Source organism: Streptomonospora nanhaiensis (assembly GCF_013410565.1).
GTDB classification, from domain to species: Bacteria; Actinomycetota; Actinomycetes; order Streptosporangiales; family Streptosporangiaceae; genus Streptomonospora; species Streptomonospora nanhaiensis.
The window spans coordinates 3,355,048-3,381,270 of record NZ_JACCFO010000001.1 but is presented as its reverse complement, the minus strand read 5'-3'; the positions used below and the strand labels follow the sequence as shown (position 1 = coordinate 3,381,270).

Annotated in this window: 22 protein-coding genes; 13 read left to right on the top strand and 9 right to left on the bottom strand. The window is 72.1% G+C overall.

Annotated features, from left to right (window positions below):
- The first annotated feature begins 257 nt into the window (after positions 1-257).
- The 3 genes from pdhA to HNR12_RS14635 are packed head-to-tail and all read left to right on the top strand — an operon-like array spanning position 258 to position 3,853.
- Positions 258-1,376 carry a pyruvate dehydrogenase (acetyl-transferring) E1 component subunit alpha gene (gene pdhA, locus HNR12_RS14645; RefSeq protein WP_179768012.1) on the top strand — a complete coding sequence of 373 codons (1,119 nt, stop codon included), beginning with the start codon at positions 258-260 and terminating at the stop codon, positions 1,374-1,376.
- 1 nt (position 1,377) lies between these two features.
- Positions 1,378-2,358, top strand: a complete 981-nt coding sequence (locus HNR12_RS14640; protein WP_179768011.1) for an alpha-ketoacid dehydrogenase subunit beta — start codon at positions 1,378-1,380, stop codon at positions 2,356-2,358.
- A gap of 16 nt (positions 2,359-2,374) precedes the next feature.
- Positions 2,375-3,853: a dihydrolipoamide acetyltransferase family protein gene (locus HNR12_RS14635; RefSeq protein ID WP_338119762.1), complete on the top strand. Its 1,479-nt coding sequence runs from the start codon at positions 2,375-2,377 to the stop codon at positions 3,851-3,853.
- A gap of 93 nt (positions 3,854-3,946) precedes the next feature.
- Here HNR12_RS14635 and HNR12_RS14630 read toward each other — a convergent pair whose 3' ends face one another.
- Complete coding sequence (locus tag HNR12_RS14630) at positions 3,947-5,278, bottom strand: DUF418 domain-containing protein (protein ID WP_246425084.1); 1,332 nt, start codon at positions 5,276-5,278, stop codon at positions 3,947-3,949.
- 155 nt (positions 5,279-5,433) lie between these two features.
- Between HNR12_RS14630 and HNR12_RS14625 the strand changes: the two genes are divergently transcribed.
- Entirely contained in the window at positions 5,434-6,168 is a 735-nt protein-coding gene (locus HNR12_RS14625; RefSeq protein WP_179768010.1) for a TetR/AcrR family transcriptional regulator C-terminal domain-containing protein, read from the top strand.
- A 72-nt stretch (positions 6,169-6,240) separates the two neighbouring features.
- Here the strand turns inward: HNR12_RS14625 and HNR12_RS14620 are convergent, their stop codons facing one another.
- A complete protein-coding gene (locus tag HNR12_RS14620) occupies positions 6,241-6,819 on the bottom strand; it encodes a TetR/AcrR family transcriptional regulator (protein WP_179768009.1) in 579 nt (192 codons plus the stop codon).
- Between the two features lie 108 nt (positions 6,820-6,927).
- Between HNR12_RS14620 and HNR12_RS14615 the strand changes: the two genes are divergently transcribed.
- Complete coding sequence (locus tag HNR12_RS14615; RefSeq protein ID WP_179768008.1) at positions 6,928-7,305, top strand: DUF4267 domain-containing protein; 378 nt, start codon at positions 6,928-6,930, stop codon at positions 7,303-7,305.
- 243 nt (positions 7,306-7,548) lie between these two features.
- Here HNR12_RS14615 and HNR12_RS14610 read toward each other — a convergent pair whose 3' ends face one another.
- Positions 7,549-7,893, bottom strand: a complete 345-nt coding sequence (locus tag HNR12_RS14610) for a hypothetical protein (protein WP_179768007.1) — start codon at positions 7,891-7,893, stop codon at positions 7,549-7,551.
- Positions 7,894-8,111: 218 nt separating this feature from the next.
- Here HNR12_RS14610 and HNR12_RS14605 point away from each other — a divergent pair, with 218 nt between their 5' ends.
- From HNR12_RS14605 to HNR12_RS14595, 3 genes are read left to right on the top strand one after another with little or no spacing between them, the layout of a single operon-like run.
- Positions 8,112-9,068, top strand: a complete 957-nt coding sequence (locus tag HNR12_RS14605; RefSeq protein ID WP_449338097.1) for a helix-turn-helix domain-containing protein — start codon at positions 8,112-8,114, stop codon at positions 9,066-9,068.
- Entirely contained in the window at positions 9,058-9,240 is a 183-nt protein-coding gene (locus tag HNR12_RS14600) for a DUF397 domain-containing protein (protein WP_179768005.1), read from the top strand. Before HNR12_RS14605 ends, HNR12_RS14600 begins: the two co-directional genes overlap by 11 nt.
- 37 nt (positions 9,241-9,277) lie before the next feature.
- Positions 9,278-9,460: a DUF397 domain-containing protein gene (locus tag HNR12_RS14595; RefSeq protein WP_179768004.1), complete on the top strand. Its 183-nt coding sequence runs from the start codon at positions 9,278-9,280 to the stop codon at positions 9,458-9,460.
- Positions 9,461-9,531: 71 nt separating this feature from the next.
- On the opposite strand, the gene cyaB is transcribed toward HNR12_RS14595, so the two are convergent.
- The 6 genes from cyaB to HNR12_RS14565 all read right to left on the bottom strand — a co-directional run bounded on the left by cyaB (position 9,532) and on the right by HNR12_RS14565 (position 13,960).
- Entirely contained in the window at positions 9,532-10,098 is a 567-nt protein-coding gene (gene cyaB, locus HNR12_RS14590; RefSeq protein ID WP_179768003.1) for a class IV adenylate cyclase, read from the bottom strand.
- Between the two features lie 4 nt (positions 10,099-10,102).
- Positions 10,103-11,440, bottom strand: a complete 1,338-nt coding sequence (locus tag HNR12_RS14585; RefSeq protein WP_179768002.1) for a hypothetical protein — start codon at positions 11,438-11,440, stop codon at positions 10,103-10,105.
- Between the two features lie 207 nt (positions 11,441-11,647).
- The gene (locus HNR12_RS14580) at positions 11,648-12,487 is read right to left on the bottom strand and encodes a helix-turn-helix domain-containing protein (protein WP_179768001.1); all 840 of its coding nucleotides are present in this window, start codon (positions 12,485-12,487) and stop codon (positions 11,648-11,650) included.
- Positions 12,487-13,032 (bottom strand): phosphatidylserine/phosphatidylglycerophosphate/cardiolipin synthase family protein, encoded by a 546-nt coding sequence (locus tag HNR12_RS14575; protein ID WP_179768000.1) that lies wholly within the window; start codon positions 13,030-13,032, stop codon positions 12,487-12,489. The genes HNR12_RS14580 and HNR12_RS14575 overlap by 1 nt, the downstream gene beginning before the upstream one ends.
- Positions 13,019-13,216 carry a hypothetical protein gene (locus HNR12_RS14570; RefSeq protein WP_179767999.1) on the bottom strand — a complete coding sequence of 66 codons (198 nt, stop codon included), beginning with the start codon at positions 13,214-13,216 and terminating at the stop codon, positions 13,019-13,021. The genes HNR12_RS14575 and HNR12_RS14570 overlap by 14 nt, the downstream gene beginning before the upstream one ends.
- A gap of 366 nt (positions 13,217-13,582) precedes the next feature.
- Entirely contained in the window at positions 13,583-13,960 is a 378-nt protein-coding gene (locus HNR12_RS14565; RefSeq protein ID WP_270074240.1) for a hypothetical protein, read from the bottom strand.
- 826 nt (positions 13,961-14,786) lie between these two features.
- Here HNR12_RS14565 and HNR12_RS14560 point away from each other — a divergent pair.
- From HNR12_RS14560 to HNR12_RS14540, 5 genes are all read left to right on the top strand, one after another.
- On the top strand, positions 14,787-16,070 hold the full coding sequence (locus HNR12_RS14560) for an MFS transporter (RefSeq protein WP_308251309.1): 1,284 nt from the start codon (positions 14,787-14,789) through the stop codon (positions 16,068-16,070).
- Positions 16,071-16,134: 64 nt separating this feature from the next.
- Positions 16,135-16,617 carry a DUF1449 domain-containing protein gene (locus tag HNR12_RS14555; protein ID WP_179767997.1) on the top strand — a complete coding sequence of 161 codons (483 nt, stop codon included), beginning with the start codon at positions 16,135-16,137 and terminating at the stop codon, positions 16,615-16,617.
- Between the two features lie 338 nt (positions 16,618-16,955).
- On the top strand, positions 16,956-18,971 hold the full coding sequence (locus tag HNR12_RS14550) for a flotillin family protein (RefSeq protein ID WP_179767996.1): 2,016 nt from the start codon (positions 16,956-16,958) through the stop codon (positions 18,969-18,971).
- Between the two features lie 7 nt (positions 18,972-18,978).
- Entirely contained in the window at positions 18,979-24,018 is a 5,040-nt protein-coding gene (locus HNR12_RS14545; protein WP_179767995.1) for a DNA repair ATPase, read from the top strand.
- A 230-nt stretch (positions 24,019-24,248) separates the two neighbouring features.
- Entirely contained in the window at positions 24,249-26,072 is a 1,824-nt protein-coding gene (locus HNR12_RS14540; RefSeq protein ID WP_179767994.1) for an acyl-CoA dehydrogenase, read from the top strand.
- Positions 26,073-26,223 lie beyond the last annotated feature (151 nt).

The window sequence follows — 26,223 nt, the reverse complement described above, 5'->3', positions numbered from 1 at the left end:
TTCCTCGGTCGTCCGAATTTTTCGTCGGACGCCCTTGAAAATGCTAGGTCATCCTGGTAGTTGCGCTTTTCCCGTTCTCGGACATGATGGTCGGCAGGCGAAAGGTTGCCCGCAGCACTTGCGCCGTCCGTGGTGAGTTCTGTCACGATGTCGGTAGGGCTGCCGACTCGACTCCCGTTACCCCGGGTGAGCGGCAGAGGTCCGGCCGACGGAGTGGTACCCCGCGAAATCGGCCCCGAGAACCCGAGGAGCGACAGGTGTCGGACAACACCGCGCATGAGGAACCCGAACTCGTCCAGCTCTTGACTCCCGAAGGAGAGCTGCGGCACCACCCCGACTACCCGCTGGACCTCGGCGCCGACGAGGTGCGCGGCCTGTACCGCGACCTCGTCCTGGTGCGCCGGGTCGACACCGAGGCCGTCGCCCTCCAGCGGCAGGGCGAACTCGGCCTGTGGGCGTCGCTGCTGGGCCAGGAGGCCGCCCAGATCGGCTCCGCCCGCGCGCTGCGCCCCCAGGACATGGCGTTCCCCTCCTACCGCGAGCACGGCGTGGCCTGGGTCCGGGGCGTCGAGCCCAGGAACCTGCTCGCCATGTTCCGGGGGGTCACCAACGGCGGGTGGGACCCCGCCGAGCACAACCTGCACCTCTACACCATCGTCATCGGCTCCCAGACCCTGCACGCCACCGGCTACGCCATGGGCGTCCAGCGCGACGGCGCCACCGGCGGCGACGACGGCACCGCGGTCATCGTCTACTTCGGCGACGGCGCCACCAGCCAGGGCGACACCAACGAGGCGTTCAACTTCGCGGCGGTGAACAACGCCCCCGTGGTGTTCTTCTGCCAGAACAACCAGTGGGCGATCTCCGAGCCGCTGGAGCGCCAGTCCCGGGTGCCGCTCTACCGGCGCGCCGCCGGGTTCGGGTTCCCCGGCGTGCGCATCGACGGCAACGACGTCTTCGCCTCCCTGGCGGTCACCCGCCGCGCCCTCCAGCACGCCCGCGAGGGCCAGGGCCCGATGCTCATCGAGGCGTTCACCTACCGCATGGGCGCCCACACCACCAACGACGACCCCACCCGCTACCGGGTGGCCGCCGAACTGGAGGAGTGGAAGCGCAAGGACCCCATCCTGCGGCTGCGCGCCTACATGGCCGCCAACGGGGTGGCCGACGACGACTTCTTCGCCGCCGTGGACGCCGAGGCCGACAAGCTCGGCGAGCGCGTGCGCGTCGACTGCCGGGCGCTGCCCGACCCCGACCCGCTGGACATCTTCCACGAGGTCTACGCCGAACCCCATGCCCAACTCGACCTCCAGCGGGCCGAGTTCGCCGACTACCTGGCGTCCTTCGAGGACGCCGGCGCCGAGGGAGGCCGGTGACATGAGCGTCAACCTGACCATCGGAAAGGCCATCAACGCCGGCCTGCGCCGCGCCATGGAGGCCGACCCCAAGGTGCTCGTCATGGGCGAGGACGTCGGCAAGCTCGGCGGTGTGTTCCGGGTGACCGACCAGCTCTACAAGGACTTCGGCGCCGACCGGGTGATCGACACCCCGCTGGCGGAGTCGGGGATCGTGGGCACCGCGATCGGCCTGGCCCTGCGCGGCTACCGCCCGGTGTGCGAGATCCAGTTCGACGGCTTCTTCTTCCCCGCCACCAACCAGACCTTCACCCAGCTGGCCAAGATGCGCCGGCGCTCGGCGGGCGCGCTGAACCTGCCGGTCGTGCTGCGCATCCCCTACGGCGGCGGCATCGGCGCGGTGGAGCACCACAGCGAGTCGCCCGAGGCGTACTTCGCCCACACCGCCGGGCTGCGGGTGGTCACGGTGGCCAACGCCGTCGACGCCTACTGGATGATCCAGCAGGCCATCGCCTCGCCCGACCCCGTGGTGTTCTTCGAGCCCAAGCGGCGCTACTACGACAAGGCCGACGTCGACACCGAGGCCGCGCTGGACTCCGCCCACCCCATGGGCGCCGCCCGGGTGGCGCGGCCGGGCACCGACGTCACGCTGCTGGCCTACGGCCCCATGGTCAAGACCGCCCTCCAGGCGGCCGAGGCCGATAGCGACCACTCCATCGAGGTCATCGACCTGCGCTCCATCTCGCCGGTCGACTACGACACCGTCACCGAGTCGGTGCGGCGCACCGGGCGGCTGGTCATCACGCACGAGGCGCCGGTGAGCGGCGGCGTCGGCGCCGAGATCGCCGCGCGCGTCACGGAGTCGTGCTTCTACCACCTGGAGGCACCCGTCATCCGCGTGGGCGCGTTCGACACGCCCTACCCCCAGTCGCGGCTGGAGGAGCACTACCTCCCCGACCTCGACCGGGTCCTCGACGGCGTCGACCGCGCGTTCGCGTACTAGGGGGCAGGGAGCACACGTGAGCCAGGTGAACCAGGTGAGCACAGCACAGTCCGGCGTGCGCCACTTCCGGCTGCCCGACGTGGGCGAGGGGCTGGTGGACGCCGAGATCCTCCAGTGGCACGTCAAGCCCGGCGACGAGGTCGCGGTCAACCAGGTGATCTGCGAGGTCGAGACCGCCAAGGCCGCCGTGGAGCTGCCCTGCCCGTGGGCGGGGACGGTCCGCGAGCTGCTGGTGCCCGAGGGCCGCACCGTCGACGTGGGCACGCCCATCATCAGCGTCGCCACCGGCGAGGACGACGGCGACACCGAGGTCCGCGAGAAGCCGCTGGTGGGCTACGGCGAGAAGGCGGCGGCCACGCAGCGCCGCCCGCGCCGGCGGCCCGGCCGGGCCCCGGCCGCGGGGGCGCCGTCCCCCGCCGCCGAACCGGCCCCGGCTCCGGCAGCGGTCCCGGCCGAGCCCGAGGCACCCGCCGCGCCCGCCCCCCCGGCCCCGAGCAACGGCACCGCGAACGGCGCCGGCGGCACCGCGACCCCGGCGGGGCCCGTGCCGGCCAAGCCGCCGGTGCGCAAGCTCGCCAAGGACCTCGGGGTGGACCTGCGCACGGTCACCCCCACCGGTCCCGGCGGGATCGTGACCCGCGAGGACGTCCGCCGCGACGCCGCCGCGCCCGCGTCGGCGCCGCTGGAGCAGCGCGAGGCCACCCCGGCCGCGCCCGCAGCCGACCAGCCCGCCGCCGGGCAGGCCGCGCCCGTACCGGCCGGTGCGGGGGAGGCGCGGCCCGCACCCGGGGTCCGCGAGGAGCGCATCCCGGTGCGGGGCGTGCGCAAGCACACGGCGGCGGCCATGGTGCGCAGCGCGTTCACCGCGCCGCACGTCACCGAGTTCCTCCAGGTCGACGTCACCAAGACGGTCAAGGCCGTGGAGAAGCTCAAGGCGCGGCCGGAGTTCGCCGGGGTCAAGGTGTCGCCGCTGCTGCTGGTGGCGCGGGCACTGCTGAGTGCCGTGCGCCGGTACCCGGGCATCAACGCCGCCTGGGACGAGGACGCCCAGGAGATCGTGGTCAAGCACTACGTCAACCTGGGGATCGCGGCGGCCACCGAGCGCGGGCTGGTGGTGCCCAACGTCAAGGACGCCCACGCCATGGCGCTGCCCGACCTGGCGCGCGCGCTCCAGTCCCTGACCGAGACCGCCCGCGCGGGTGCGGCCACCCCGGCCGACATGAGCGGCGGCACCATCACCATCACCAACGTGGGCGTGTTCGGCGTGGACGCCGGCACCCCGATCCTGAACCCCGGCGAGGCGGCCATCCTGGCGTTCGGCCAGATCCGCGACCTGCCGTGGGTGCACAAGGGCGAGCTCGCCGTGCGCAAGGTCACCACCCTGTCGCTGTCCTTCGACCACCGCCTGGTCGACGGCGAACTGGGCTCGCGGGTGCTGCGCCACGTCGGCGCGGTGCTGGAGGACCCCAAGACCACCGCGCTGGTCTGGGGGTAGACGCGGCGAAGGGCCGTCCCGCGGGTGCGGGACGGCCCTTCGGTGTTGGGGCGGACGGCCGGGCGCGGCGACGGCGCCGCGCCCGGCCCCGTCTCATCCGCCCCGGCTCTCGGTGGGCTGCGGCGCCTCCCGGGCCCCCGCGCCGTCCTCCCGCGCGCGGCCGTACATCAGCCGGCGCAGCAGCACCTCGGCCGGTCCGCGGCGCCCGGCGCGCTCCAGGGCGTAGGCCCCGGCCACGGTGAGCAGCCACACGCCCACGGCGAACGCCGCCATGCTCGCGGTGTGCAGGTAGGCGCCCAGACCCAGGCCCCAGGCCGCCAGGATCGGTGAGAACAGCAGCGAGTGGGTGAGGTAGGTCGACAGCGACCGCTTGCCCACGGCGGCCACGGCCGCCACCGGCAGGCTCGCGCGCGCCCGCGCCGACAGCCCGTGCGCCACCAGCGCGATCAGCGCGACGTAGCCCAGCCCGCCCGGCAGGCCGGTGGCCGACTGGAGGGTGTAGAGCGGGCCGAGTTCCACCAGCATCGCGGGGGCGACGTCGATCAGGCCGACGTGCGCGAGCGCGTTGGGCAGGCCGCCGAGCCAGCCCACGGCCAGGCCCGTGACCGCGACGGTGCGCAGCAGGCCCAGGTGGCGGCCGGGCTCCTCCAGCACCCGGCGGCGGGCCGCCCAGACGCCCAGCAGCATCGCGGCGTGGAAGGCGAAGCCCATCAGGCCGCCGCCGAAGGCCACGAACAGCCAGGTGAAGAACCGCATCACCACCGAGGTGGCGTAGTCGGACTCGCCCGAGGCGTAGTACTCGGTGGAGGGCGTGGTGTCGGCGGCGGCGGTGTCGCCCGCCTCCAGCACCGTGACCGCGTTCAGGGACTCGGTCACGACCAGCAGGAGCGTGAAGACCCCCGCCCACACCAGGAGCGTGGTGTCGCGGCGGCGCAGGAACAGGGCGCCCAGGATCAGGCTGGCCACCCCGTAGGCGCCCAGGATGTCGCCGGCCATCAGCAGGGTGCCGTGGAGCAGGCCGAACAGGATCAGCCACAGGCTGCGGCGGCGCAGCAGCCGCACCGCCGTCTTCTCGGAGGCGCCGGCCGCCACCTGGCGGCGCATGATCTGGGCCATGCCGTAGCCGAACAGGAACGCGAAGAGCGGGAACACCCGCAGGTCCAGGCCGACGATCATGGCGAACTGCACGACCCGGTCGATCGGGCCGCCGTCGATCGGGTGCCAGCCGGAGGGGCCGTGCTCGGCGGCCCACAGGTAGAAGCCCGTGTTGGACAGCACGATGAGCAGCAGCATGAGGCCGCGCGCCAGGTCGGGCGCCAGCGCCCGTTCGCCGGGCAGGACGCCGCCGCGTGCCGGGCCGCGCCGGGGGGCCGGGGGCGCGGGGCCGCCGGCCCCGGCGGTGGTGGAGGGGGTCGGTTCGGGCATCGGGACACTCCCTGCTGCGCGGCGCACCGGTGCCCGTGGGCCGCGCGCTCTCCTGGGGCCGAACCGCCCGCGGGCCGATCCGACCAAAAAAACCGAACACTGTTCGCTGATTCTTATTCTCCGAACGGTATACGGAGTTTTATGATGATCGCAAGATGAGTAGCGAAGCCCCGTCCGACGACCCCACCCGCGCGCTCGAACTGCTGTGGGGATCCCGGCCGCGCCCCCGGCGCGGCCCCCGCCCGGGACTGAGCCTGGAGCAGGTGGTGGCGGCCGCCATCGAGATCGTGGAGGGCGAAGGCATCAGCGCGCTGTCCATGCGGCGGGTGGCCCAGCACCTCGGGGTCGGCACGGCGTCGCTGTACACCTACGTGCCGGGGCGCACCGAGCTGATCGCCCTCATGCTGGACGCGATGATCGCCGAGGCCACGCTGCCGCACACGCTGCCCGGCGACTGGCGCAAGCGCATCGAGACCTGGGCGCGGGAGGACTGGGCCGACTACCGGCGGCACCCGTGGATCCTCCAGGTCACCGCCGAGCGCCCGCTGCCCGGGCCCAACGCCATGGCCTGGCTCGACTCCGCGGTGCGCGCGCTGGAGGGCACCGGGCTGAGCGAGCGGGAGAAGATCGACGTGATCGAGAGCGTCGACGGCTACATCCGCGGCATGGCGCGCAACGCCCTGGAGTCCACGGCCGCGTCGGACGCGTGGATCGCCGCCCGCGACGCCTTCCTCGGCGCGCGCGTGGACTTCTCCCGCTACCCCGCGCTGGCCCGGACGCTGGTCGCCGGCCACCCCAGCACGGACGAGATCTTCGAGTTCGGGCTGAGCAGGATCCTCGACGGGGTGGAGGCGCTGATCGCCCGGCGCGAGGAGCGCGCGCGGGGATAGCGGCCGGGCGGCGGCCCCGGGCCCGGTTCCGGGGCGTCCGGGCGTCCCGCGGCGCTCCAGGGCGCGGGCCGGTCAGTCCGGGGTGTCGGCGAGGCGGGTGATGAGGAGGTCCAGGCGATCGTCCTGGCGGTCCGGGGGGATGCGGCCGCTCTCCGCCAGGACGACGATGCCGTGCAGCGCGCTCCAGGCGACTTCGGCGAACAGTTCGCGCCGGTCGTCGTCCGCGCGGAAGCACGCCGCGAACTCCTCGAAGCCGGCGCGCAGCTGGGGCGGTGTCTCGGCGTGCGCGAACTTCACGTCGGTGGGCATGACGAACATGGCCTGGTAGAGGACGGGCCGCTCGGCGGCGAAGTCCAGGTAGGCGCGGCCGACGGCGTGCAGCGCCCGCCGCGGCTCGGGCGCGGCCAGCCGGGCGCGGCGCAGGCGGTCGGCGAGTTCGGCGAAGCCGTCGAGCGCGACGGCGCGGACGATGGCGTCCTTGCCGCTGAAGTGGCTGTAGAGCACGGGCTGGCTGTACTCGACGCGCTCGGCGAGCCGGCGGGTGGTCACGGCCTCCCAGCCCTCGGCCTCGGCGAGTTCGCGGGCCGCGGTGATGATCAGCTGGTGGCGCTGGGCGCGTTCGCGCTCGCGGCGCTCCTTGGTGACGGACATGACCTCACTCTAGCAGCGCTAGACATTCTGCCGTAGATACCGCTATCTTCGGCACGAAACCTAGCGCCGCTAGAAAACTGGTGGGCGCCGCCACGAGAGGGAGCCCCCATGGTCACCACCGTCGCCACCGCGCTCGCCGGCCTGATCGGAGCCGCCGTCGTCTTCATGGGCGTCCACGCGTTCTTCGCCCCGCACGCCGCGGCCGGCTTCGGAATCCCCGGCACGCCCACCGAGGACCCCGCGTTCCGGTCCTGGCTGAACGTCAAGAGTGCGCGCGACATCGCCAGCGGGCTCATCATCCTGCTCGTCCTGGCCGCCGGAACACCCCAGCTCCTGGGCTGGCTGGTCCTGATCGCGACCGGCATCCCCGTGGCCGACGGCCTGATCGTCCTGCGCGCCAAGGGCCCCAAGGCCACCGCCTACGGCGTCCACCTCGCCACGGCGGCGGTGATGCTGGTGGTCAGCGTTCTCCTGCTGCTCGGTTGACCCCACACCCCGGCGCCCGCGCGGACGTGCTCCGCGCGGGCGCCGGGGTGTTCAGGCTCGGGTGCTTATGCGGCTGCGGGTGTCAGGTGGCGGATGTAGGGGCGGACCCGGCTGTGTCGGGGCCGCCGTCGTCTTTTACGCGGGGCGTAGGTCCGGAGGTAGGCGGTGGTGGCCTCCTTCGGATTTCCGCAGTACCCGCATATCTCCCTGTCGCATCGGCGTTCGCAGAGATGGCAGCGCCATTCATCGCACGGGGGTGGAATTTCCTTTGGCGGTTGTCGGGTCATTGGATTCGGGGCTTTCGCAGAGAAAGAGGTCTGTTGGGTAGATTGCCTGCTCCCAGTCGGCGCGTTCGTCGCTGACGAAGAAGCGCCAGAGGATCGTGAGCGGGTAGTCGTGGCCGTCCCAGGTACCGGTGGCGACGCAGCGGGCGCCGACGTGCTTGTGCCAGACGCACCAGCCCTCGCGCGCGACCCACAGCACGGCGGTGGGCGGGGCTCCGGGCCGGGGCGTGGAGACGACCTTGCCGCTGGCCGGGATCTGGCGCAGGGTGCCGGGGTGCCGGATCACCTGGTCAAAGGCACTCATACGGCGACTCCCGGGGCAAGGAGGACCGGCCGCGTGTGGCGCCGGGCCAGGAACAGGCGGTCGTCTTCGTCGGGCTCAAACCGCGCCCAATGGGGCGGGGCGGCATGCAGTCCCCGCGCCGGGCGTATCAATCGGGCGATAAGAGCCAACGGGGCGATAAGCATCGCTAGGATGTGCATCGTTCTCAGCTCTCTACTAGCTGGAAACCACGCCCCCGGATGCCTGTCCGCATCGCGGGGGTCTTTCACGTCCTCAGCATCCAACTCCCGCCTACCGCCGGTCCACCGATACCCCTTACAGGGGCGCTTTTTTTCTATTCGGCGGTCACCGGAGGTGCGTTGGTGGTAAAACTCAATGCCATGGCGAATCTCCCTCGCACGGCGCGTCGACGTCTTGGCGCCGATGTTCGTCGATGGCGTGAAAACGCAGGTATGACTCAAGAGGAACTTGGCGGCTGCATCCCTCTGTCGCAGAGCCAAGTGAGTGCTATTGAAGTGGGAACCAAAGGGACGACCAAGGAGCAAATAAAGCGGATTGACGACGCTCTTACCGCCGGAGGGGCGCTCGTACGAAGGTGGGACGACCTGCAACGGCCCTCCGGATACGCCGAGTGGTTCATCGATGTGGTGAGCATTGAGCAGGAAGCAACGGAGATCAGGGAGTACCAACCGCTTGTCATCCCTGGCCTGCTTCAGACCAACGACTACGCTCGGGCTTCCCTCCGTCAGGGAGCCATATCTGAAGCAGCTCTTGAGGAGGCCACGCGCGCTCGCCTCGATCGACAAGAGATCCTTGATGGTGCGATGGCGCCTGCACTGATGGTGGTGCTTGAGGAGCACGTGCTGCGTCGGCCATTGGGAGGTCGTTCGGTGCTCCATGACCAACTCGCCCACCTGGTTCGTATGGCAGGACATCCAAAGGTCACGATCCTCGCGGTACCGGCGGAAACAGAGGTCCACCCTGCACAGGAGGGCGCTTTCATGTTGTTCGATGTGCCGGGAAGGGGTGTGGTGAGCTATACGGAAACGCGCGTCTCCGGAACTCCCTCAGACCTGGCGGAGCACGTGGCAAGCCATGAGAGGGCTTGGCGGGAACTCTCGGCAATAGCGCTTCCGCCGGTAGCCTCCCGGCAGTTGATTGCCGAGATCATGGAAGGATTGCAGCATGCAGACTGAGATGTGGCACAAGTCGAGCTACAGCGGTGGCCAAGGAGGCGCCTGCGTCGAGGTCGCTGAAGGCGCTCAGACCCTTGTCCGGGACACGCAGAACCGCCACCTCGGCCACCTCGCCTTCCCCGCGGCCGAATGGGACGCCTTCCTCGCCGCCCTCCGGCGCGACACCCTCTAGAAGCCTCTGCCGCAGAATTTGTTGGAGAGTCTCGCCCATGGTTAAGAACACCGCATGGCACAAGAGCACGTACAGCGATACCGGGGGGCACTGCGTCGAGGTCACCGAAGGCGTACACACCTTTGTCCGTGACACGCAGCACCGCCACCTCGGCCACCTCGCCTTCCCCGCGGCGGAGTGGGACGCCTTCCTCGCCGCCCTCCGGCGCGACACCCTCTAGAACCCTCTGACGACAAGAGAGCCCCAGGGACCCCGGTCCCTCGGGGCTCTCCTGTCTCGTCGACTTAGATGTCACGTACTCCGCGAGGCGGCGCGGACGAGGTCGCGATAGGGCAGCGTCATCACCGGGTAGCGCGCGAGGTCGAGTTCGGCTTCCACCCGGGACAACTCGGCGGCGGCCTGATCGGCGTCGGCGCTGATGACCTCCACCTCCACGAACGCGCCCACACCGCCCACCTTGTCCACGGCAACGGAGGTGTCCGACCGTTCGGGGTGGTGCCACACGACCCGCGTCTTTTCGACCCGTGTCAGGAAGACCATGCCCACCGCCTCAAGTAGCGCTTCCGCTTCGCCCGCTTCATCGGCCAGAGCCACGTTGGTCTCGCGTTTGGCGACAACCCCGTCGGAACGGCGGGTGGCGTCTGTGGAGGAGGGCTTGTAGGTGATCTCGGCGAAGCCGTTCCTTCGCCGTACACGGAGGCACTCCACCGTTCGCAGGTAGTCCACGTCCGGGCGGCTGTAGTAGGTGTCCACCTCGGCGACCGGAGCCGCCTGGCGCCACCCGCGCGCGACCAGGCGTTCCTCGACCTGATCCGCGTGATCGCCGATGGCGCGCTTGCGTTCGACCTCAAGGGGCATTGGTTCATCCTCGCGGGTTGAGGGCGGCATAGATGCGGGCGAGGCTGTGCTTGCCGCATACGCCTCCGATGGCGGCCATGGCCTGCCCCAGCATTTCCGAGTCGGCGACGTCGATGTGGGAGAACAGCACCAGCTGTTTAGCGTCCACGAGAGGGTTCGCCAGGCGTTTGCTCAAATACCGGTTGTAGTAGTTGCGGTGGGGAAGAGCGATGTCGTCGACCCGGGCGGGCAGCAGCACGGTGGAGCGGCCGTTGTCGGCCTCGGTGGAGTGGACGGCGAAAGCGGTGATCAGTTCGTCCAAGGTCAGGTAGGCGTAGGTCTCCCTGCCTTCGCGCGCCGCCCAGCTCTCCCAGACCTCCGCGCAGGCGGTGTCGCCGCGGCCGGTCGCGTCCAGGAACGCGGCCAACGCGATGTCGGTGCACTCGTCGAAGATGTCGCCGTCCACGGCGTAGTGGTCGGCGTAGGGCTCACTGACAGCCAGAAGCATCGCCCGCTGGGAGCGGGGGAGCCAGTCGGCGCCGGTCAGTGTGTAGTGGACCCGTTTGTGGCCGGTGCGGGTGTCCAGCCAGTCAGCGGCCAGGTGGCCGTCCAGGACGGGCACGAAACCCAGGGCGCCTGATCGCCAGGCGTGGTCGCGGAAGGTCAGATAGTGGCGCTGAATCTCCCGGAAGAGGCCGATGGGGGCGCTGACCACGGCGCACCTTGCCGGCGCCAGGTCGGCGACGGCGACGATTCTGGAATCCTGGCGGGCGACGACCTCGTCTTGGGCGTGGTGGTAAGGATGGACCCCTTCGCTGAGGTAGCGGGGGGTGAACATGCGAAGGAACCGCAGCCACGACGGCGCGTTGTAGGTGTGGGTGGTGCGTTCATGGAGGGAAGGGGCGCCGACCGCGTACACGTCCCGGTAGGCGAAGAACCCGCCCGGGGCCAGCACACCGGGCAGGGCGCGCATCAAGTTGTGGATGCCCGCGTAGCCGCCGCCGTAGGAGTACACCTCGTGCATGAGGGCGGAGGCGGCCACGACGTCGGCGGGGCGCTCCAGTAGGCGGTCGATTTCCTGGGCGTGGCCGCGGAGCAGGGTGCAGTGTCCCACCCGGGCGAACTCCTTGATCGCTGCGGTCAAGGCGCGTGAGGTGACGCCGGGAACCTCCACCAGGGTGAGGTCGACGCGTCGGTTACCGCCGTGCAGCGCCTTGGCCAGGGCACTGACGGCCGAGCCCCCGCCGGGACCGATTTCGACCAGGTGAGGGCGCTCGGGGGACACCCGTTCCAGGGCGCGGTGGGTGAAGAGGGCCTTCTCCCAGCCGTGGGCGTTGGCCGCGACGTCCAGATAGGCGGGCATGGATTTGTGGTCGCTGATCGCATGCGGCTGAGTGGAGAAGTCGACGGTTTCCGGACGGAGTGCGTTGTCGGCCTGGCTGGTGGACTCCTTGGTCATCCTCTGCTCCTCGACCTGTCTTGGACACGAAGACAGACTAGTCCGAGAAATTGATAAGGAGAAGGAATAGTCCTCTTGCCGCGACCTCACCGCCGACAGCTTCGGCAGGACTCAGGCGTGCTCGCGCGCGAGGTCGGAGAGGAAGCCGCGCGCCTCGTCGTCGTAGACGGCGCAGTCGGCGAACAGGTCGAAAAGCCTGAGGTGGAAGGCGATGTCCCGCGGATCGGTGAGTGTGCGATGAGTGGTGAAGCTCTCCACCGACACCTCCCGCTCGTCACGGACGGTGAAACCGCTCTTGGGGACCTCGGGGACCCGGGCGCGCCACGGGATGACGCCGATACGCACGTTGGCCAGCGTGGACAGATTCGCCAACCGGTCCATCTGGGCGGCCATCGTCACGGAATCCCCGATACGCCAGCGCAGAGCCGCCTCGGTGACGACGAAGCTGAAGTCGCGTTGCGGGTCGAACAGTATCGACTGGCGGCGGAGACGCGCGGCGACCGCTGCGCCCACGTCGACGCCGGCCTTGGAGAGCGGCTGGCTGAAGACGCACCGCGCATACTCGGCAGTCTGCAATAGGCCGGGCACCATGCTGGGCTGGAAGGTTCGCACAACGGCTGTGGAGTTCTCGTCGCGCCGTATGTCCTCCTGTACACGGTGGAGACCGCGTTTGCGCAGCATTCTCAGGGACCGGTAACGGTCATTGAGCTGCTCGGCCCGCGCTTCCAGTTCACGGCGCTGCGTCTTGGGGGCGCGGTAGAGGTCCAGCAGCAACCGGACATCGTCACGCGACGCGGTGACCCGACCGGTCTCCACTTTGGAGATCTTCGACTGGCTCCAGCCCAGGCGCTCGGCCACAGCGGTCCCCGACATGCCGGCCGCCGCGCGGAGCCGGCGTAGTCGGTCCGCCAGTTCCGCGCGTTCACGCTCGAAGGTGTCCGGTGTCTCCATCAGTTCCGGTGGTATTCGGGGTGGGCCTCCCAGTACTCGTTGAAGAGTACGGCGTTGGCCGCGGCGAGATCGCGCTGGGCGCGGTAGTGGGCGAGGTCCGGAGCCGCCAGCAACTCCGGGTGGCGGAACTCGCCGTCGTCTCGATAGTTCATGACGACGACATGGGTGTCGTCGAAAAGCCAGAAGTCCTGGTCTAGGAGGCCTTCAGGGCGCGGCTGCTCGGCGGTGTCCAACAGGAGGATCCGCTCGCCGCAACGCGCGTTGTAGGCGTAGCCCCATTCCATTTCATAGCGCAGGTAGTCGGTGGGCGGGCCGGTGAAGACGTGCACCCGCCAGCAGTCGATGCCACGGCCGGTCTGATCGGCGACCCGCCTCATGTACGGCGTCGGTTCGCGATCCTTGGGGCAGGGCTCACCGGCCAGGTAGGACCGCAGCCTGTCGGCCTCGGACACGGGGTTGTAGACCGGCAGCGTCTCAAGGCGGAACACGCTGGACGCGACGTTGCGGAACAGCGCCGCCAGATCGCCCGCCTCAAGCACCGGCATGGAAGCTCGCCAGCAGTTCCACAGGGACCTCGACAGCGGTCTCGCCGGTCGGCAGGCCCAACTGGGTCAGGGCCTGTGCGTCGCTGACGACCAGGCCCCGCACGATCACGGTCCCCCGATCCGTCGCATACAACGTCGGGCAGTTGTCGTCCTCACACGTCCCACCGATCTTGCGCAACTCCACGCCCGCCTCCGGGAAGCTAGAGCACTGTTCGGGTCTGTCTATTCTCGCATGCAGTTCGGTAGTGGGAATAGTCGCAGACGAGGCTTGTCCGCCGGGTGTCTCGCGGGGGCTGGAGGCCTTCCGGCGACCGGGCAGGCAAGTGGGACGCCTTCTCGCCGCTCTCTGCGGCGGGAGCCTCTGGAAGGCTTTGAGGAAAACGAGAGCCCCCAGGGACCGGTGTCCCTTGGGGCTCTTCGGTGTGGGGGCGGCGGGGCCGCGGGGTGGCCGGGTATGGCCACGGGGATTTCGGGTAAAGGCGGAACAAGTCCGGGCGCGGCGGCGTCTAGGTCAGTACAGCGGCGCGCGAGAGGGTGGCCGGCGGGGTCGCTAGGCCACCGAGAGCGAACGGGCGTGGTGGCGCCCGCGCTGGAAGGGACTGGTGAGGGGGAAGGAGAAGGAGTTGAGCAGGGCCGCAGCCCCCGCGGGGTCGCTGGCCGGGTGGGTGACGGTGCCGCCGAAGAGGTCGTTCCAGAAGAACTTGCCGTCACTGCACCAGACGTTGATACCGCGCATGACCGAGATCACAGCCATGTCCGAGCTTCCGGCGCGGTACATCGGGCGGATCGCGACTGCGACGAGTTCGTCCCACAGAGCGGTGACGGCTCGTTCGGCGCAGAACGCGTGGCGGGGTCTGTGCTTCACGCGGTTGGCCAACGCCGACTTCACGCGGGTGGCCCGAGGGTTGTTCAACCGCCAGTGACTCACTTCGACGTCTCCTGATCAGTCCGGTTACCGCGGTGGGGGTGCCGCTCTGCTGATGCGACCACGCTGACCGCGGCGAGAGCATGAGCCGGTAAGGCGAGTGACTCATGATCCTGCGCAGAGTCCGGGGGAAGACGGCTGTCGTTACCTCCCGGTTATTCTTTGCGCTCCGGATAGTAGCAGGAATCGACCCCTAGGGGTCGACCCTCAATAATGTGGCCCATGTCACACCTGACAATAAGGTGACATTGCGGTGGCCATTGTGTTTTCGCAGGTCAGGGCCTGGTTTTGCGGACTCCCTGGCCGGAAGAGGCCAGGTCAGCGGGGGTGCGCTCCCCTGAGTCCGGAGCCGTGGGTCACACCGGGCGGCCCGGGTTCGCGACCGGTGCGTCACCCCTGGTGGCGGGCCGGGTGGCCGGGTCGGCCGTGTGGGGGTGGCCGGTGGGCTACCCCGTCGGGCGCACTCTATTCTCCTTGCTCTTTTTCTCCGTCTTCCCGCCCGGCGCCGGACCGCTCCTCCGTCACGCCCGTCCCGGTGCCGGTCCGCCCGTAACCCCGGACACGCCCCACCGTGGCGGGTGCCACCCCGCCCCGGTCCTGTGCGCCGCGCGCGGCGCACGTAGCGTGGAGATGAGATGCGTGATACCACCGCCGCGCCCAGTCGCGCCCACCGCCGCTCCCGCGGGGCCCGCCGATGAGCGACCTCCCCGCCTCCCTTCGGAACCACCCGGACCGCCCGCGCGCCGATTCATCCGGTGACCGGCTCAATCCGGCGGCCCCGGCCGCCGCCGGGGACCCCGGTGTACCCGCCGAACCCGAGGAGCCCGCCGTGGGGGCGGCGCCCGCGCCCCTGGAGCCGCCCGGCGGCGCCCGCGCGTGGTGGGTGTGGGGTATCGGGGTGGCCGTCTACTTCCTGGCCATGTTCCACCGCAACGGCCTGGGCGCCGCCGCGCTGGAGGCCCAGGAGCGGTTCGACGTGGGCCCGGCCGTGCTCTCCATGCTGCCGATGCTCCAGCTGCTGGTGTACGTGGTGCTCCAGGTCCCCACCGGCCTGCTCGCCGACCGCGTGGGCCCGCGCGCCTCGCTGACCATGGGCCTGGTGGCGATGGCCTCGGGCGTGGCCCTGTTCGCGCTGGCGCCGGGGATCGAGGCGGCCATCGCCGGGCGCGTGCTCATCGGCCTGGGCGACGCCGTCACCTTCCTCAACGTCATCCGGCTGGCCGCGCTGTGGTTCCCGCGCTCGCGCTACTCCCTGGTCAGCGCCCTCACCGGCGTGGTGGGCGGCCTGGGACAGGCGGCGAGCGTGGCCCCGCTGTCCTTCGCCCTGCACGGCCTGGGCTGGACGTGGGCCTTCCTGCTCTTCTCCGGCATCACTTTGCTGATGCTGCTGCTGGTGCTGCTCGTGGTGCGCGACCGCCCCGGCCCCGCGCCCGCGCGCGGCGCCCACCCGCCCGTGCGCGGCGCCCACCCGCCCGTGCGCGCCTGGGCCGCCGTGCGCGAGGCGCTGGCCGCCCACGGCCCGCGCCTGGGCATGGCCCACCACGCCGCCGTCATGCCGCCCTTCACCACCCTGGGCGTGCTGTGGGGCTACCCCTTCCTCGTGGAGGGCGTGGGCTTCAGTTCCGCGGCCGCGGGCGCCCTGCTGTCCGTCGTGGGCGCCGGGGTGCTGTGGATCTCGCCCCTGCTGGGCGCCGTGGTGGGCCGCCGCCCCGGGGTGCGCCGCCCGCTGGCCACCGGCCTGGTGGTGCTGCTGTCCGCCGCGTGGCTGGTGGTGGTCTGCTGGCCGGGCGGGCTGCCGCCCGCGCCCGTGGTGGTGGCGGTCCTGGTGGTCAGCGCGGCCGGGTCGGTCATCGCGCCCGCGCTGTCGTTCGACTTCGCCCGCGACGGCCTGCCCGCCGAGCGCACCGGGGTGGCCTCGGGCCTGGTCAACATGAGCGGGTTCCTCACCACCGTGGTGGTCACGGTGGCCGCCGGGGTGGTGCTGGAGGCCGGAGGCGGCTTCCAGGCGGCGTTCGTCCCGGTCACGGCCACCACCGCGCTCGCCGGGGCGCTGCTGGCGCTCCTGCTGTGGCGCCGACCGCGCGGCGGCGCCTCCGCCCGCCCCGCACGCTGACCGGTTCCGGCCGCTCCCACGGTCTCCAGGCCGACAACCCCCCTCAGCTAGGGTCAAACCGCACGTGCGGTCCGGCGCGGTCGGGCACGGCGGCGTACCGGTCACCGCCGCGCTGTCGCCGCTGATCGCCGCTGCCTGGATCGTGAGCCTGGTGGGTGCCGTGCTGATCGACTCGTTGAACGCCTCCACGCCGATGCTGGTGGCCCTGGGCCTGCTGGTCATGGTCGCCGCGGTGATCGCCGCCTGGGGCGCCACGAGCGCCGCCGTGCTGGGGCTGCGCCGGCTGCTGCCCGAGGAGCGCCGGCGGCGCGGCGCCGACTTCGTCGGCCAGACCTGCCTGGTGCGCACCGGCCGGGTCGACTCCGGGTTCGGCCAGGCCGAGGTCCGGCTCGCCGACGGCTCGTCCTCGCTGATCGAGGTGCGCACCATCGGCGAGGAGCGGCTGTCCACGGGGGCCACCGCGCTGGTGTTCGACTACGACGACCGGAGCGGGGTGTACCGCGTGACCGCCTTCGGCACCGCGCTGGACCCCGGGCAGCCGGCCTGAGCCCCGCGCCCGCCCGCCCCCGGGCCCGGCGCCGCGCGGAACCCGCGCCTCCGCCGCGGCGTCCCATCGGCACAGCGGCCCTCCTCGCGGAACGCGCCCGCCCCGGGGCGGCCCCCACCACCCGCGCGCGTTCGCCCGTCCCCCGTCCGCCCCCTCCCCGCCGCGCCGCCGGCGCGGCCCCCTGACCCCTCCGGCGCCTCCCTCCCCGCACGCCGCCCGCCGCTCGCGCGCCCTCTGCCCCGCCGCCCCCCTGTCCGCCCGCCCCGCCCGCGCCCAACCCGTCGCGCGCCGGGCCCCGATCCACTGACACCCCCCCAGGACGAAAGAGAACCGCCCTCATGCTCACGAGCACCATCACCATCGGGGTCGGCGTGCTGATCGCCGTCGTACTGCTCATCGTCATCGGCCTGCTGATCACGCTCATGCGGCTGTTCCGCAAGGTGGAGCAGGGCAAGGCGCTGATCGTGTCCAAGGCCCGCCGGGTCGACGTCACCTTCACCGGTGCCGTGCTCCTGCCGGTGCTGAACAAGGGCGAGATCATGGACATCTCGGTCAAGACCATGGAGCTGGAGCGCTCCGGCAAGGAAGGGCTGATCTGCCGGGACAACATCCGCGCCGACATCAGCATCAAGTTCTTCGTGCGGGTCAACCACACCACCGAGGACGTGCTGCGGGTGGCCAAGCTCATCGGCGTGGAGAACGCCAGCAGCAAGGAGAAGCTGCAGGACCTGTTCGGCGCGAAGTTCGCCGAGGCGCTGAAGACCGTCGGCAAGCAGTTCGACTTCGAGGACCTCTACACCCGCCGGGTGGAGTTCCGCGACCGCATCATGGAGGTCATCGGCCAGGACCTCAACGGGTTCGTCCTGGACGACGCCGCGATCGACTACCTGGAGCAGACGCCCAAGGAGCAGCTGGACCCCGACAACATCCTCGACGCCCAGGGCATCCTCAAGATCACCGAGCTGACCAAGCCCAAGAACGAGCGCACCCACATGCTCGAACAGGACGAGGCCAAGGAGAAGGACCGGCAGCAGACCGAGGCCATGGAGGCCCGCGAGGAGCTGCGCCGCCGCCGCGCCGAGGCCGAGGCCAAGGCCAAGCGCGAGATCGAGACCATGCAGGCGCGCGAGGAGGCCGAGATCCAGCGGGTCCAGGCCGAGGAGCGGCTGAAGGCGCAGCAGGCCCACCTGCGCACCGACGAGCAGTTGGGCGTGCAGCGGGAGAACCAGCAGCGCGAGATCGCGGTGGCCGAGAAGAACCGCGAGCGGGTGATCTCCATCGAGACCGAGCGCATCGAGAAGGACCGCATGCTGGAGGTCATCGGCCGCGAGCGCGAGACCGAGCTGTCGCGCATCGCCAAGGACAAGGAGGTCGAGGCCGAGAAGCGCGCGGTCGCCGAGGTCGTGCGCGAGCGCGTCGCGGTCGATCGGACCGTGGCCGAGCAGGAGGAGAGCATCAAGCGGCTGCGCGCGGTCGAGGAGGCCGAGCGCGACCGCCAGGCCACCGTGATCCTCGCCGAGGCCGAGGCCCAGCAGAACCTGGTCAAGGACATCAAGGCCGCCGAGGCCGCCGAGCAGGCCGCCCGGCACCGCGCCGCCGAGGAGCTGACCCTGGCCGAGGCCCGCCAGCAGGCCGCCGAACTGGACACCCGCGCCAAGATCCGCAGCGCCGAGGGCATCAGGGCCGAGGCCGCCGCCGAGGGCCTGGCCGCCGTGCAGGTGCGCGAGCAGGACGCCGAGGCGATCGAGAAGGTCGGCCGCGCCGAGGCCGCCGTGGAGCGCGAGAAGGCGCTCGCCGCCGCCGAGGGCGTGCGCGAGAAGCTCAAGGCCGAGGCCGAGGGCCTGCACGAGAAGGCCGGCGCCATGGCCGCCCTCGACGAGGTCAGCCGCGGCCACGAGGAGTACCGCCTGCGCCTGGAGACCGAGAAGGACGTCCGCCTGGCCGGGATCGACGTGCAGCGCCAGATCGCCGAGGCCCAGGCCACGGTGCTGGCCACCGGGCTGGAGAAGGCCGACATCAACATCGTGGGCGGCGACGGCATGTTCTTCGACCGCATGGTGGGCTCGATCGGCATGGGCAAGGCGGTCGACGGGTTCGTGCGGCACTCCGACGTCGCCCAGTCGCTGGCCGGGCCCTGGCTCAACGGCTCGCAGAGCCTGCCCGAGGACCTGACGCGCGCCCTGGGTTCGCTGGGCACCGAGGACGTCAAGAACCTCACCATCTCGGCGCTGCTGGCGCGCCTCATCAGCCGGGGCGGCCCCGACACCCCGCAGCTGGAGGAGCTGCTGAGCACCGCCCGGCGCCTCGGGGTGGACGGCGCCCCGGTGTCCGCCCTCGACGGCGCGAAGCGGTGAGGCGGCGGTGACCGACCTCGCCACCGAGGGGTCCGCCGCCGCGGCGGACCCCGCCCCCGCCCCCGCCGGCGGCCTGGACGCCGGCACCTACGAGGTGCTGCGGGCCCGCCTGGCCGAGCAGGCCGGGCGGCTCGCCGAGCGCGCCGAGGAGCTGAACACCCGCCGCGTGGCCGCCTTCGGCGGCACCGGGCTGCGGCTGGCCGGGACCGCCCGCATCCGCACCGCGCACAACTGCGTGCCGCGCGACCTCGTGCCGGTCGGCGGCCGGCTGCTGTTCGGCTTCAACGTGTTCATGGGCCTCAAGCCCGAGACCGGCGTGGGCGACGTGTTCTCGCTGCACGCCTTCGTGCCCGGCGAGGGCGAGGGCGCGTTCCGGTTCGACGCCGTGGACCCCGCCGATCCGCCCGGGCTGCTGGACGACCCCCGATTCGCCCGCGACTTCGGCGAGCTGTACCGCTACTACCGCGACACCCGGCTGCTCCAGCTGCGCCGGGTCGAGGAGAAGCTGCTCGCCGTCTTCCAGACCGGCCCGAACGTGACCGACGCGCGCGTGCTGCGCTGGGCCGTGGCCCCCGACGGCGGGGTGTCCTACCTGGACAACCGGGGCGAGCGCGACCACGTGTTCCCGCCCCGCCACGACTTCGAGTGGACCCCCGCCACCCGCGAGGACCACGTGCAGGGCCGCCACCCGCACATCTCCGTGCGAGGCGAGCTGTTCGTGGAGACCGTCGGCGGCGACCTCACCGTCAAGGTCGAGAACAACACCGAGGTCGGCGAGGGGGTCTACAGCGAGCCGGTGGCCGAGCCGCTGCAGAGCCTGGCCGACGCCGAGATCGCCCACGCCCGGGTCGGCCCGCTGATCCTGCTGCGGGTGCTGCCCTACAACGAGACCCAGACCCGCTACCTGGTGTTCAACACCCGCACCAAGGACGTGGTCCGGCTCGACGGGATCGGGCAGGCGTGCCTGCGGCTCCCCGACGACCAGGGGATCATCTTCCCCGGCGGCTACCACCTGGCCACCGGCGCGGTGAAGACGTTCGACGCCGTGCCCCCCGACCTGGAGGTCGAGAAGGTCGTGCGCTCGCCCAACGGCGAGGACGTCCTCTACGTCTTCCACGCCCGCCAGGAGGGCCGCGGCCTGCTGCTGCCCTACAACGTCATCCGCAAGGAGGTCGCCGCCCCGATCCCCTGCCACGGGTACTCCCTGTTCGACGACGGCACCCTGGTGGTGCTGCGGGCCGAGACCGACGAGCCCGCCCGGGTGCACCCGCTCCAGGTGTGGCGCACCCCCTTCGTCTCCGACACCCACGCCGCCGCCCAGCCCGTGGGCACCGGCCCGCTGGAGCGCGTCGGCAACGCCGAACTCGTGCGCGCGGTCTCCGACTCCCTGTCGGTGGCCCGCATGGTCCACGACATGACCCCCTCCACGGCCGTGTTCGAGGCGCTGATCGCCGCCTGCCGCCGCATGGCCGACCGGTACCACTGGCTGGGCGAGCCCGGCCTGGGCGGGCTGGCCGGTCCCCTCGCCGAGGTGCGCGCCACCGCCGAGCAGGTGCTGGACGAGTTCGAGAACGTCCAGGCCCTGACCGCCCAGGCCGCCGAGGCGGTGGAGGAGGCCGCCGAGCGGGTCGCCGCGCTGGTGCGGCGCTCGCGCGGCGACGACCCGCGTACGGCCGAGGGCTGGACCGAGCGCCTGACCGAGCTGCGCCGCGCCCAGGGCCACCTGGTGACCGTGCGCGACCTGCGCCACGCCGACACCGCCCGGGTGGACGAGCTGGCCGAGCGCCTGGCCGAAGAGCTTGCGGCGGCCGGGCGCCGAGCCGTGGACTTCCTCCAGGGCGAGGACGCCTTCACCCCCTACCTGGCCGAGGTCGAGCGGCTGGCCGCCGACGCCGAGGCCGTCACGGCGGTGGCCGAGGCCGAGCCCGTGGCCGGGCGCATCGCCGCCCGGACCGAGGGCCTGGAGGTGGTCACCGAGGTCGTGGGCTCCCTGGACATCGCCGACGCCCGGGTGCGCACCCGCATCCTGGAGCACGTCGGCGAGGTCATGGGCGGGCTCAACCGGGCGCGCGCCGCGCTGGCGGCGCGGCGCACCGCCCTGCTGTCGGCCGAGGGCCGCGCGGCCTTCGCCGCGGAGTTCGCGCTGCTGGGCCAGGCCGTGTCGGGTGCGCTGGCCGCCGCCGACACCCCCGAGCGCTGCGACGACCAGCTGGGCCGGCTGCTGCTGCGCCTGGAGGACCTGGAGTCGCGCTTCGCCGAGTTCGACGACTTCCTCGCCGAACTGGCCGCCAAGCGGGAGGACGTCTACGAGGCGTTCTCGGCGCGCAGGCAGGCGCTGCTGGACGAGCGGGCGCGGCGCGCCGACCGGCTGGTGGAGTCGGCCGGGCGCGTCCTGGCCGGGGTGGCCCGGCGCGTGGCCGCGCTGGACTCCCTGGAGGAGGTCAACACCTACTTCGCCGCCGACCCGATGGTGGCCCGGGTGCGCGCCACCGCCGAGGAGCTGCGGGCCCTGGGCGACCAGGTGCGCGCCGAGGAGCTGGCGGGCCGGCTCAAGGCGGCCCGCCAGGAGGCGGGCAGGGCGCTGCGCGACCGGGTCGACCTCTACGACGGCGACACCGTCCGCCTGGGCCGGCACCGCTTCGCGGTCAACACCCAGCCGCTGGACCTCACCCTGGTGCCCGCCGACGGCACCATGGCGCTGGCCGTCACCGGCACCGACTTCCGCGCGCCCGTCACCGACCCCGACTTCCTGGCCACCCGGGCGCTGTGGGAACGCACGCTGGCCTCGGAGTCGCCCGCGGTCTACCGCGCCGAGTACCTGGCGGTGGCGGTGCTGACCGCGGCGGAGTCCGGCGCCGGCCCCGCCTCCCTGGCCGACCTGGAGCGCGCCGCCGCCGAGGACGGCACCCCGCCGCCCGGCCTGCTGCGGCTGGTGCGCGCCGCCGCCGAGGAGCGCTACGACGAAGGCTACGAGCGCGGCGTGCACGACCACGACGCCGCGCTGATCCTGGCGGCCCTGCTGCGCCTGTACGCGGGCGCCGACCTCCTGCGCCACCCCGCCCCGGCGCGCGCCGCCGCCCAGCTCTTCTGGGCCTACGGCGCGGCGGAGGCCGACCGGGCGGCGTGGACCACGCGGGCGGTGTCGCTGGCCCGCGCCCGCGCGGCGTTCGGGACGGCCCGCCCGCCGGCCGCCGACGCGCTGTGCGCGGAGCTGGCCGAGGCCGCCGCCGCGTTCCTGGCCGAGGCGGGCCTGCCCGCCGACGGCGCCGCCGGGGCGGGGGAGTACCTGGCCGAGGAGCTGGCGGCCGCACGGGGCGGGTTCGTCACCGGCGCGGGCGCCCGCACCCTGCTGGACCGGTTCGGCCGGGCGCTGGAGGGCACCGCCGCCGCCTCCCGGGCCGACTTCGAGCGCGACCTCGCGGCGCTCGGCGGCGACCTCGCCGCCCGCCACCAGCTCGTCACCGCCTGGCTGGAGTCCTACGCGAGCACCCTGACCGGCACCGGCGCCGACACGGGATCCGCCGCCGAATCCGCCGCCGGCGCGGGGGCCGACCTGGGCGAGGCGGCGGCGGTGGAGCTGTGCGGCACCCGGCTGGAGCGGCGCGACTCCGAGGCGCCGCTGAGCGCCGTGGTCGACGGCCTGCTGGGCGCCCACCCGCGCGTCAGCGGGCGGCGCATGGTGCTCCGCCTGGACGAGGTCCTGGCCCGCGTGCGCCGCTTCGCCGCCGAGGACGCCCCCGCGTTCCGCGACTACCTGCGGCGCCGCAACGCGCTGGTGGCCCGCGAGCGCGCGCGGCTGCGGCTGGAGGAGTACCGGCCCCGGGTGCCGGCCGGGTTCGTGCGCAACCGGCTGCTGGACGAGGTCTACCTGCCGCTGATCGGCGACAACCTGGCCAAGCAGATCGGCGCGGCGGGGGATTCCAAGCGCACCGACCAGAGCGGCCTGCTGCTGCTCATCTCGCCGCCCGGCTACGGCAAGACCACGCTGATGGAGTACGTGGCCAGCCGGCTGGGACTGGTGTTCGTCAAGGTCAACGGCCCGGCGCTGGGGCACGGCGTGACCTCGCTGGACCCGGCCGACGCCCCCAACGCCGCCGCCCGCCAGGAGGTGGAGAAGATCTCCTTCGCCCTGGAGATGGGCGGCAACGCGCTGCTGTACCTGGACGACATCCAGCACACCAACCCGGAGCTGCTGCAGCGGTTCATCTCGCTGTGCGACGGCCAGCGGCGGATGGAGGGCGTGTGGGAGGGCCGCACCCGCACCTACGACCTGCGCGGCAAGCGGTTCGCGGTGTGCATGGCCGGCAACCCCTACACCGAGCGGGGCGGCCGGTTCCGGCTGCCCGACATGCTCGCCAACCGGGCCGACGTGTACAACCTGGGCGACGTGCTGTCGGGGCGGGACGCGCTGTTCGGGCTCAGCTACATCGAGAACGCGCTGACCTCCAATCCCGTGCTGGCGCCGCTGTCCACGCGCGAGCGCGCCGACGTGGAGCTGCTGGCGCGCATGGCGCAGGGCGACGAGTCCGCGCGGCCCGACCGGCTCAGCCACCCCTACTCGGCGGTGGAGCTGGAGCAGATGCTGTCGGTGCTGCGCAAGCTGGTGCGGGTGCGGGAGGTCGTGCTGGCGGTGAACCGGGCCTACATCGCCTCGGCGGCCCAGGCCGAGGAGTCGCGCACCGAGCCGGCGTTCCGGCTCCAGGGCTCCTACCGCAACATGAACCGGCTGGCCGAGAAGATCGTGCCGGTCATGAACGACGCGGAGCTGGAGGCGGTGCTGGACGACCACTACCAGGGCGAGGCGCAGACGCTGACCTCTGACGCCGAGGCCAACCTGCTCAAGCTGGCCGAGCTGCGGGGCACGCTCGACGCCGCGCGCGCCGCACGCTGGGCCGAGGTCAAGGCGGCGTTCCGGCGCGCCCGCGCGCTGGGCGGCGACGGCGACGACCCGGTGAGCCGGGCGGTGGGCGCCGTGGGGCTGCTGGCCGACCGGGTGGGCGCGGTGGAGTCGGCCATCGACCGCGCGGCCGGGCGCCTGGGCGGCTGAGGCCTCCTCCGGCACGGCCGGGGCAGCGGCGGGACGGGGGCGCGGCCGGCGGCGGCCGCGCCCCCGTCGTCGTGCGGGCGCCGCACCCGTCACCGGGCCGTTACCGGGTTCTCGCCCCACCGATACGGGGGCGTGCTGGCCGACACTACTACTCGGTAGTAACATGGTCTTGTTACCAGTCAGTAGATCGCGTCGGCACACCCACCGGCCGGATACAGCGGAGCGCGCCCATGTCGCATTACAAGAGCAATCTCCGTGACCTCGAGTTCAACCTGTTCGAGGTCTTCAAGCGCCAGGACGTGCTGGGCAGCGGCCCGTTCGAGGAGCTGGACGAGGAGACCGCCCGCACGATCCTCCAGGAGGTCGAGCGGCTGGCCACCGGTGTCGTGGCGGAGTCCTTCGAGGACGCCGACCGCAATCCGCCGGTCTTCGACCCCGCCACGAGCAGCGTGCGGCTTCCGGAGAGCCTGAAGAAGTCCTACCGCGCGTACATAGACGCCGGCTGGTACAACCTTGACCTCCCGCCGGAACTCGGCGGCCTCAACGCCCCCCGCTCGCTGGTGTGGGCCGCCGCCGAGCTGATCCTGGGCGCCAACCCCGCCGTGCACATGTACGCCGCCGGGCCCGGGTTCGCCAAGGTCCTCTACTCCGAGGGCAACGACGCCCAGAAGCGGTTCGCCCAGCAGGCGATCGACCGCGGCTGGGGCGCCACCATGGTCCTCACCGAGCCCGACGCCGGATCCGACGTCGGCGCCGGGCGCACCAAGGCGATCGACCAGGGCGACGGCACCTGGCACATCGAGGGCGTGAAGCGGTTCATCACCTCGGCCGAGCAGGACATGACGGAGAACATCTTCCACCTGGTCCTGGCCCGCCCCGAGGGCGCCAAGCCCGGCACCAAGGGCCTCTCCCTGTTCCTGGTGCCCAAGTACCTGGTCGACGAGGACGGCAACCCCGGCGAGCGCAACGGCGTCTACGTCACCAACGTCGAGCACAAGATGGGCCTGAAGGCCTCCACCACCTGCGAGCTGACCTTCGGCGCCAAGCACCCCGCCGTGGGCTACCTGGTGGGCGACAAGCACGACGGCATCCGGCAGATGTTCCTGGTGATCGAGCACGCCCGCATGATGGTGGGCACCAAGGCGATCGCCACGCTGTCCACCGGCTACCTCAACGCCCTGGCCTACGCCAAGGAGCGCAAGCAGGGCGCCGACCTCACCAAGATGGCCGACAAGACCGCGCCGCGCGTGCCGATCACCCGCCACCCCGACGTCCGGCGCAGCCTCATGCTGCAGAAGTCCTACGCCGAGGCGCTGCGCGCCCTGGTGGTCTACGCCGCCACCCAGCAGGACGCCGTGCAGATGGCCGAGCACGCCGGCGAGGAGCACGGCGCCGTCGTGGCGCTCAACGACCTGCTGCTGCCCATCGTCAAGGGAGTGGGCTCGGAGCGCTCCTACGCGCTGCTGGCGGAGTCGCTGCAGACCCTCGGCGGGTCGGGCTACCTCCAGGACTACCCGCTGGAGCAGTACATCCGCGACGCCAAGATCGACACCCTCTACGAGGGCACCACCGCGATCCAGGCGCAGGACTTCTTCTTCCGCAAGATCGTCAAGAACAACGGGCAGGCGTTCGGGCAGCTCATCGGCGAGATCAAGGCGTTCGCCGCGAGCGAGGCCGGCAACGGCCGACTCAAGAAGGAGCGCTCCGCCCTCGCCGACGCGGCGGTCCACGTCGAGAAGATGGTCGAGGCCATGGTCGGCGACGCCATGCGCTCCGCCGAGAAGACCGACGAGCTGTACAAGGTCGGCCTCAACGCCACCCGGCTGCTGATGGCCACCGGCGACCTGGTGCTGGCCTGGCTGCTCCAGCGCCAGGCCGAGGTCGCCCTGGCCGCGATCGACGGCGCCGACGCCGCCGACCGCGACTTCTACACCGGCAAGATCGCCGCCGCGCGGTTCTTCGCCGCCGAGGTCCTGCCGCGCCTGGCCGCCGACCGCGCGGTCGTGGAGAACACCACCCTGGACCTCATGGAGCTGCCGGAGTCGGCCTTCTAAGTCCTCTCCCCACTCGGCCGGGCGCCCCGCCGCCCGGCCCTCCGAGCCGGGAGGGCGGCGACCCCGCCCTCCCACCGTCAGCCCGGGGCGCCGGCATCCCGCGCCCCGGGCTCAGCCGTGCCCGCTCCCGGCCGCGCCGGCGGGCGGCCTG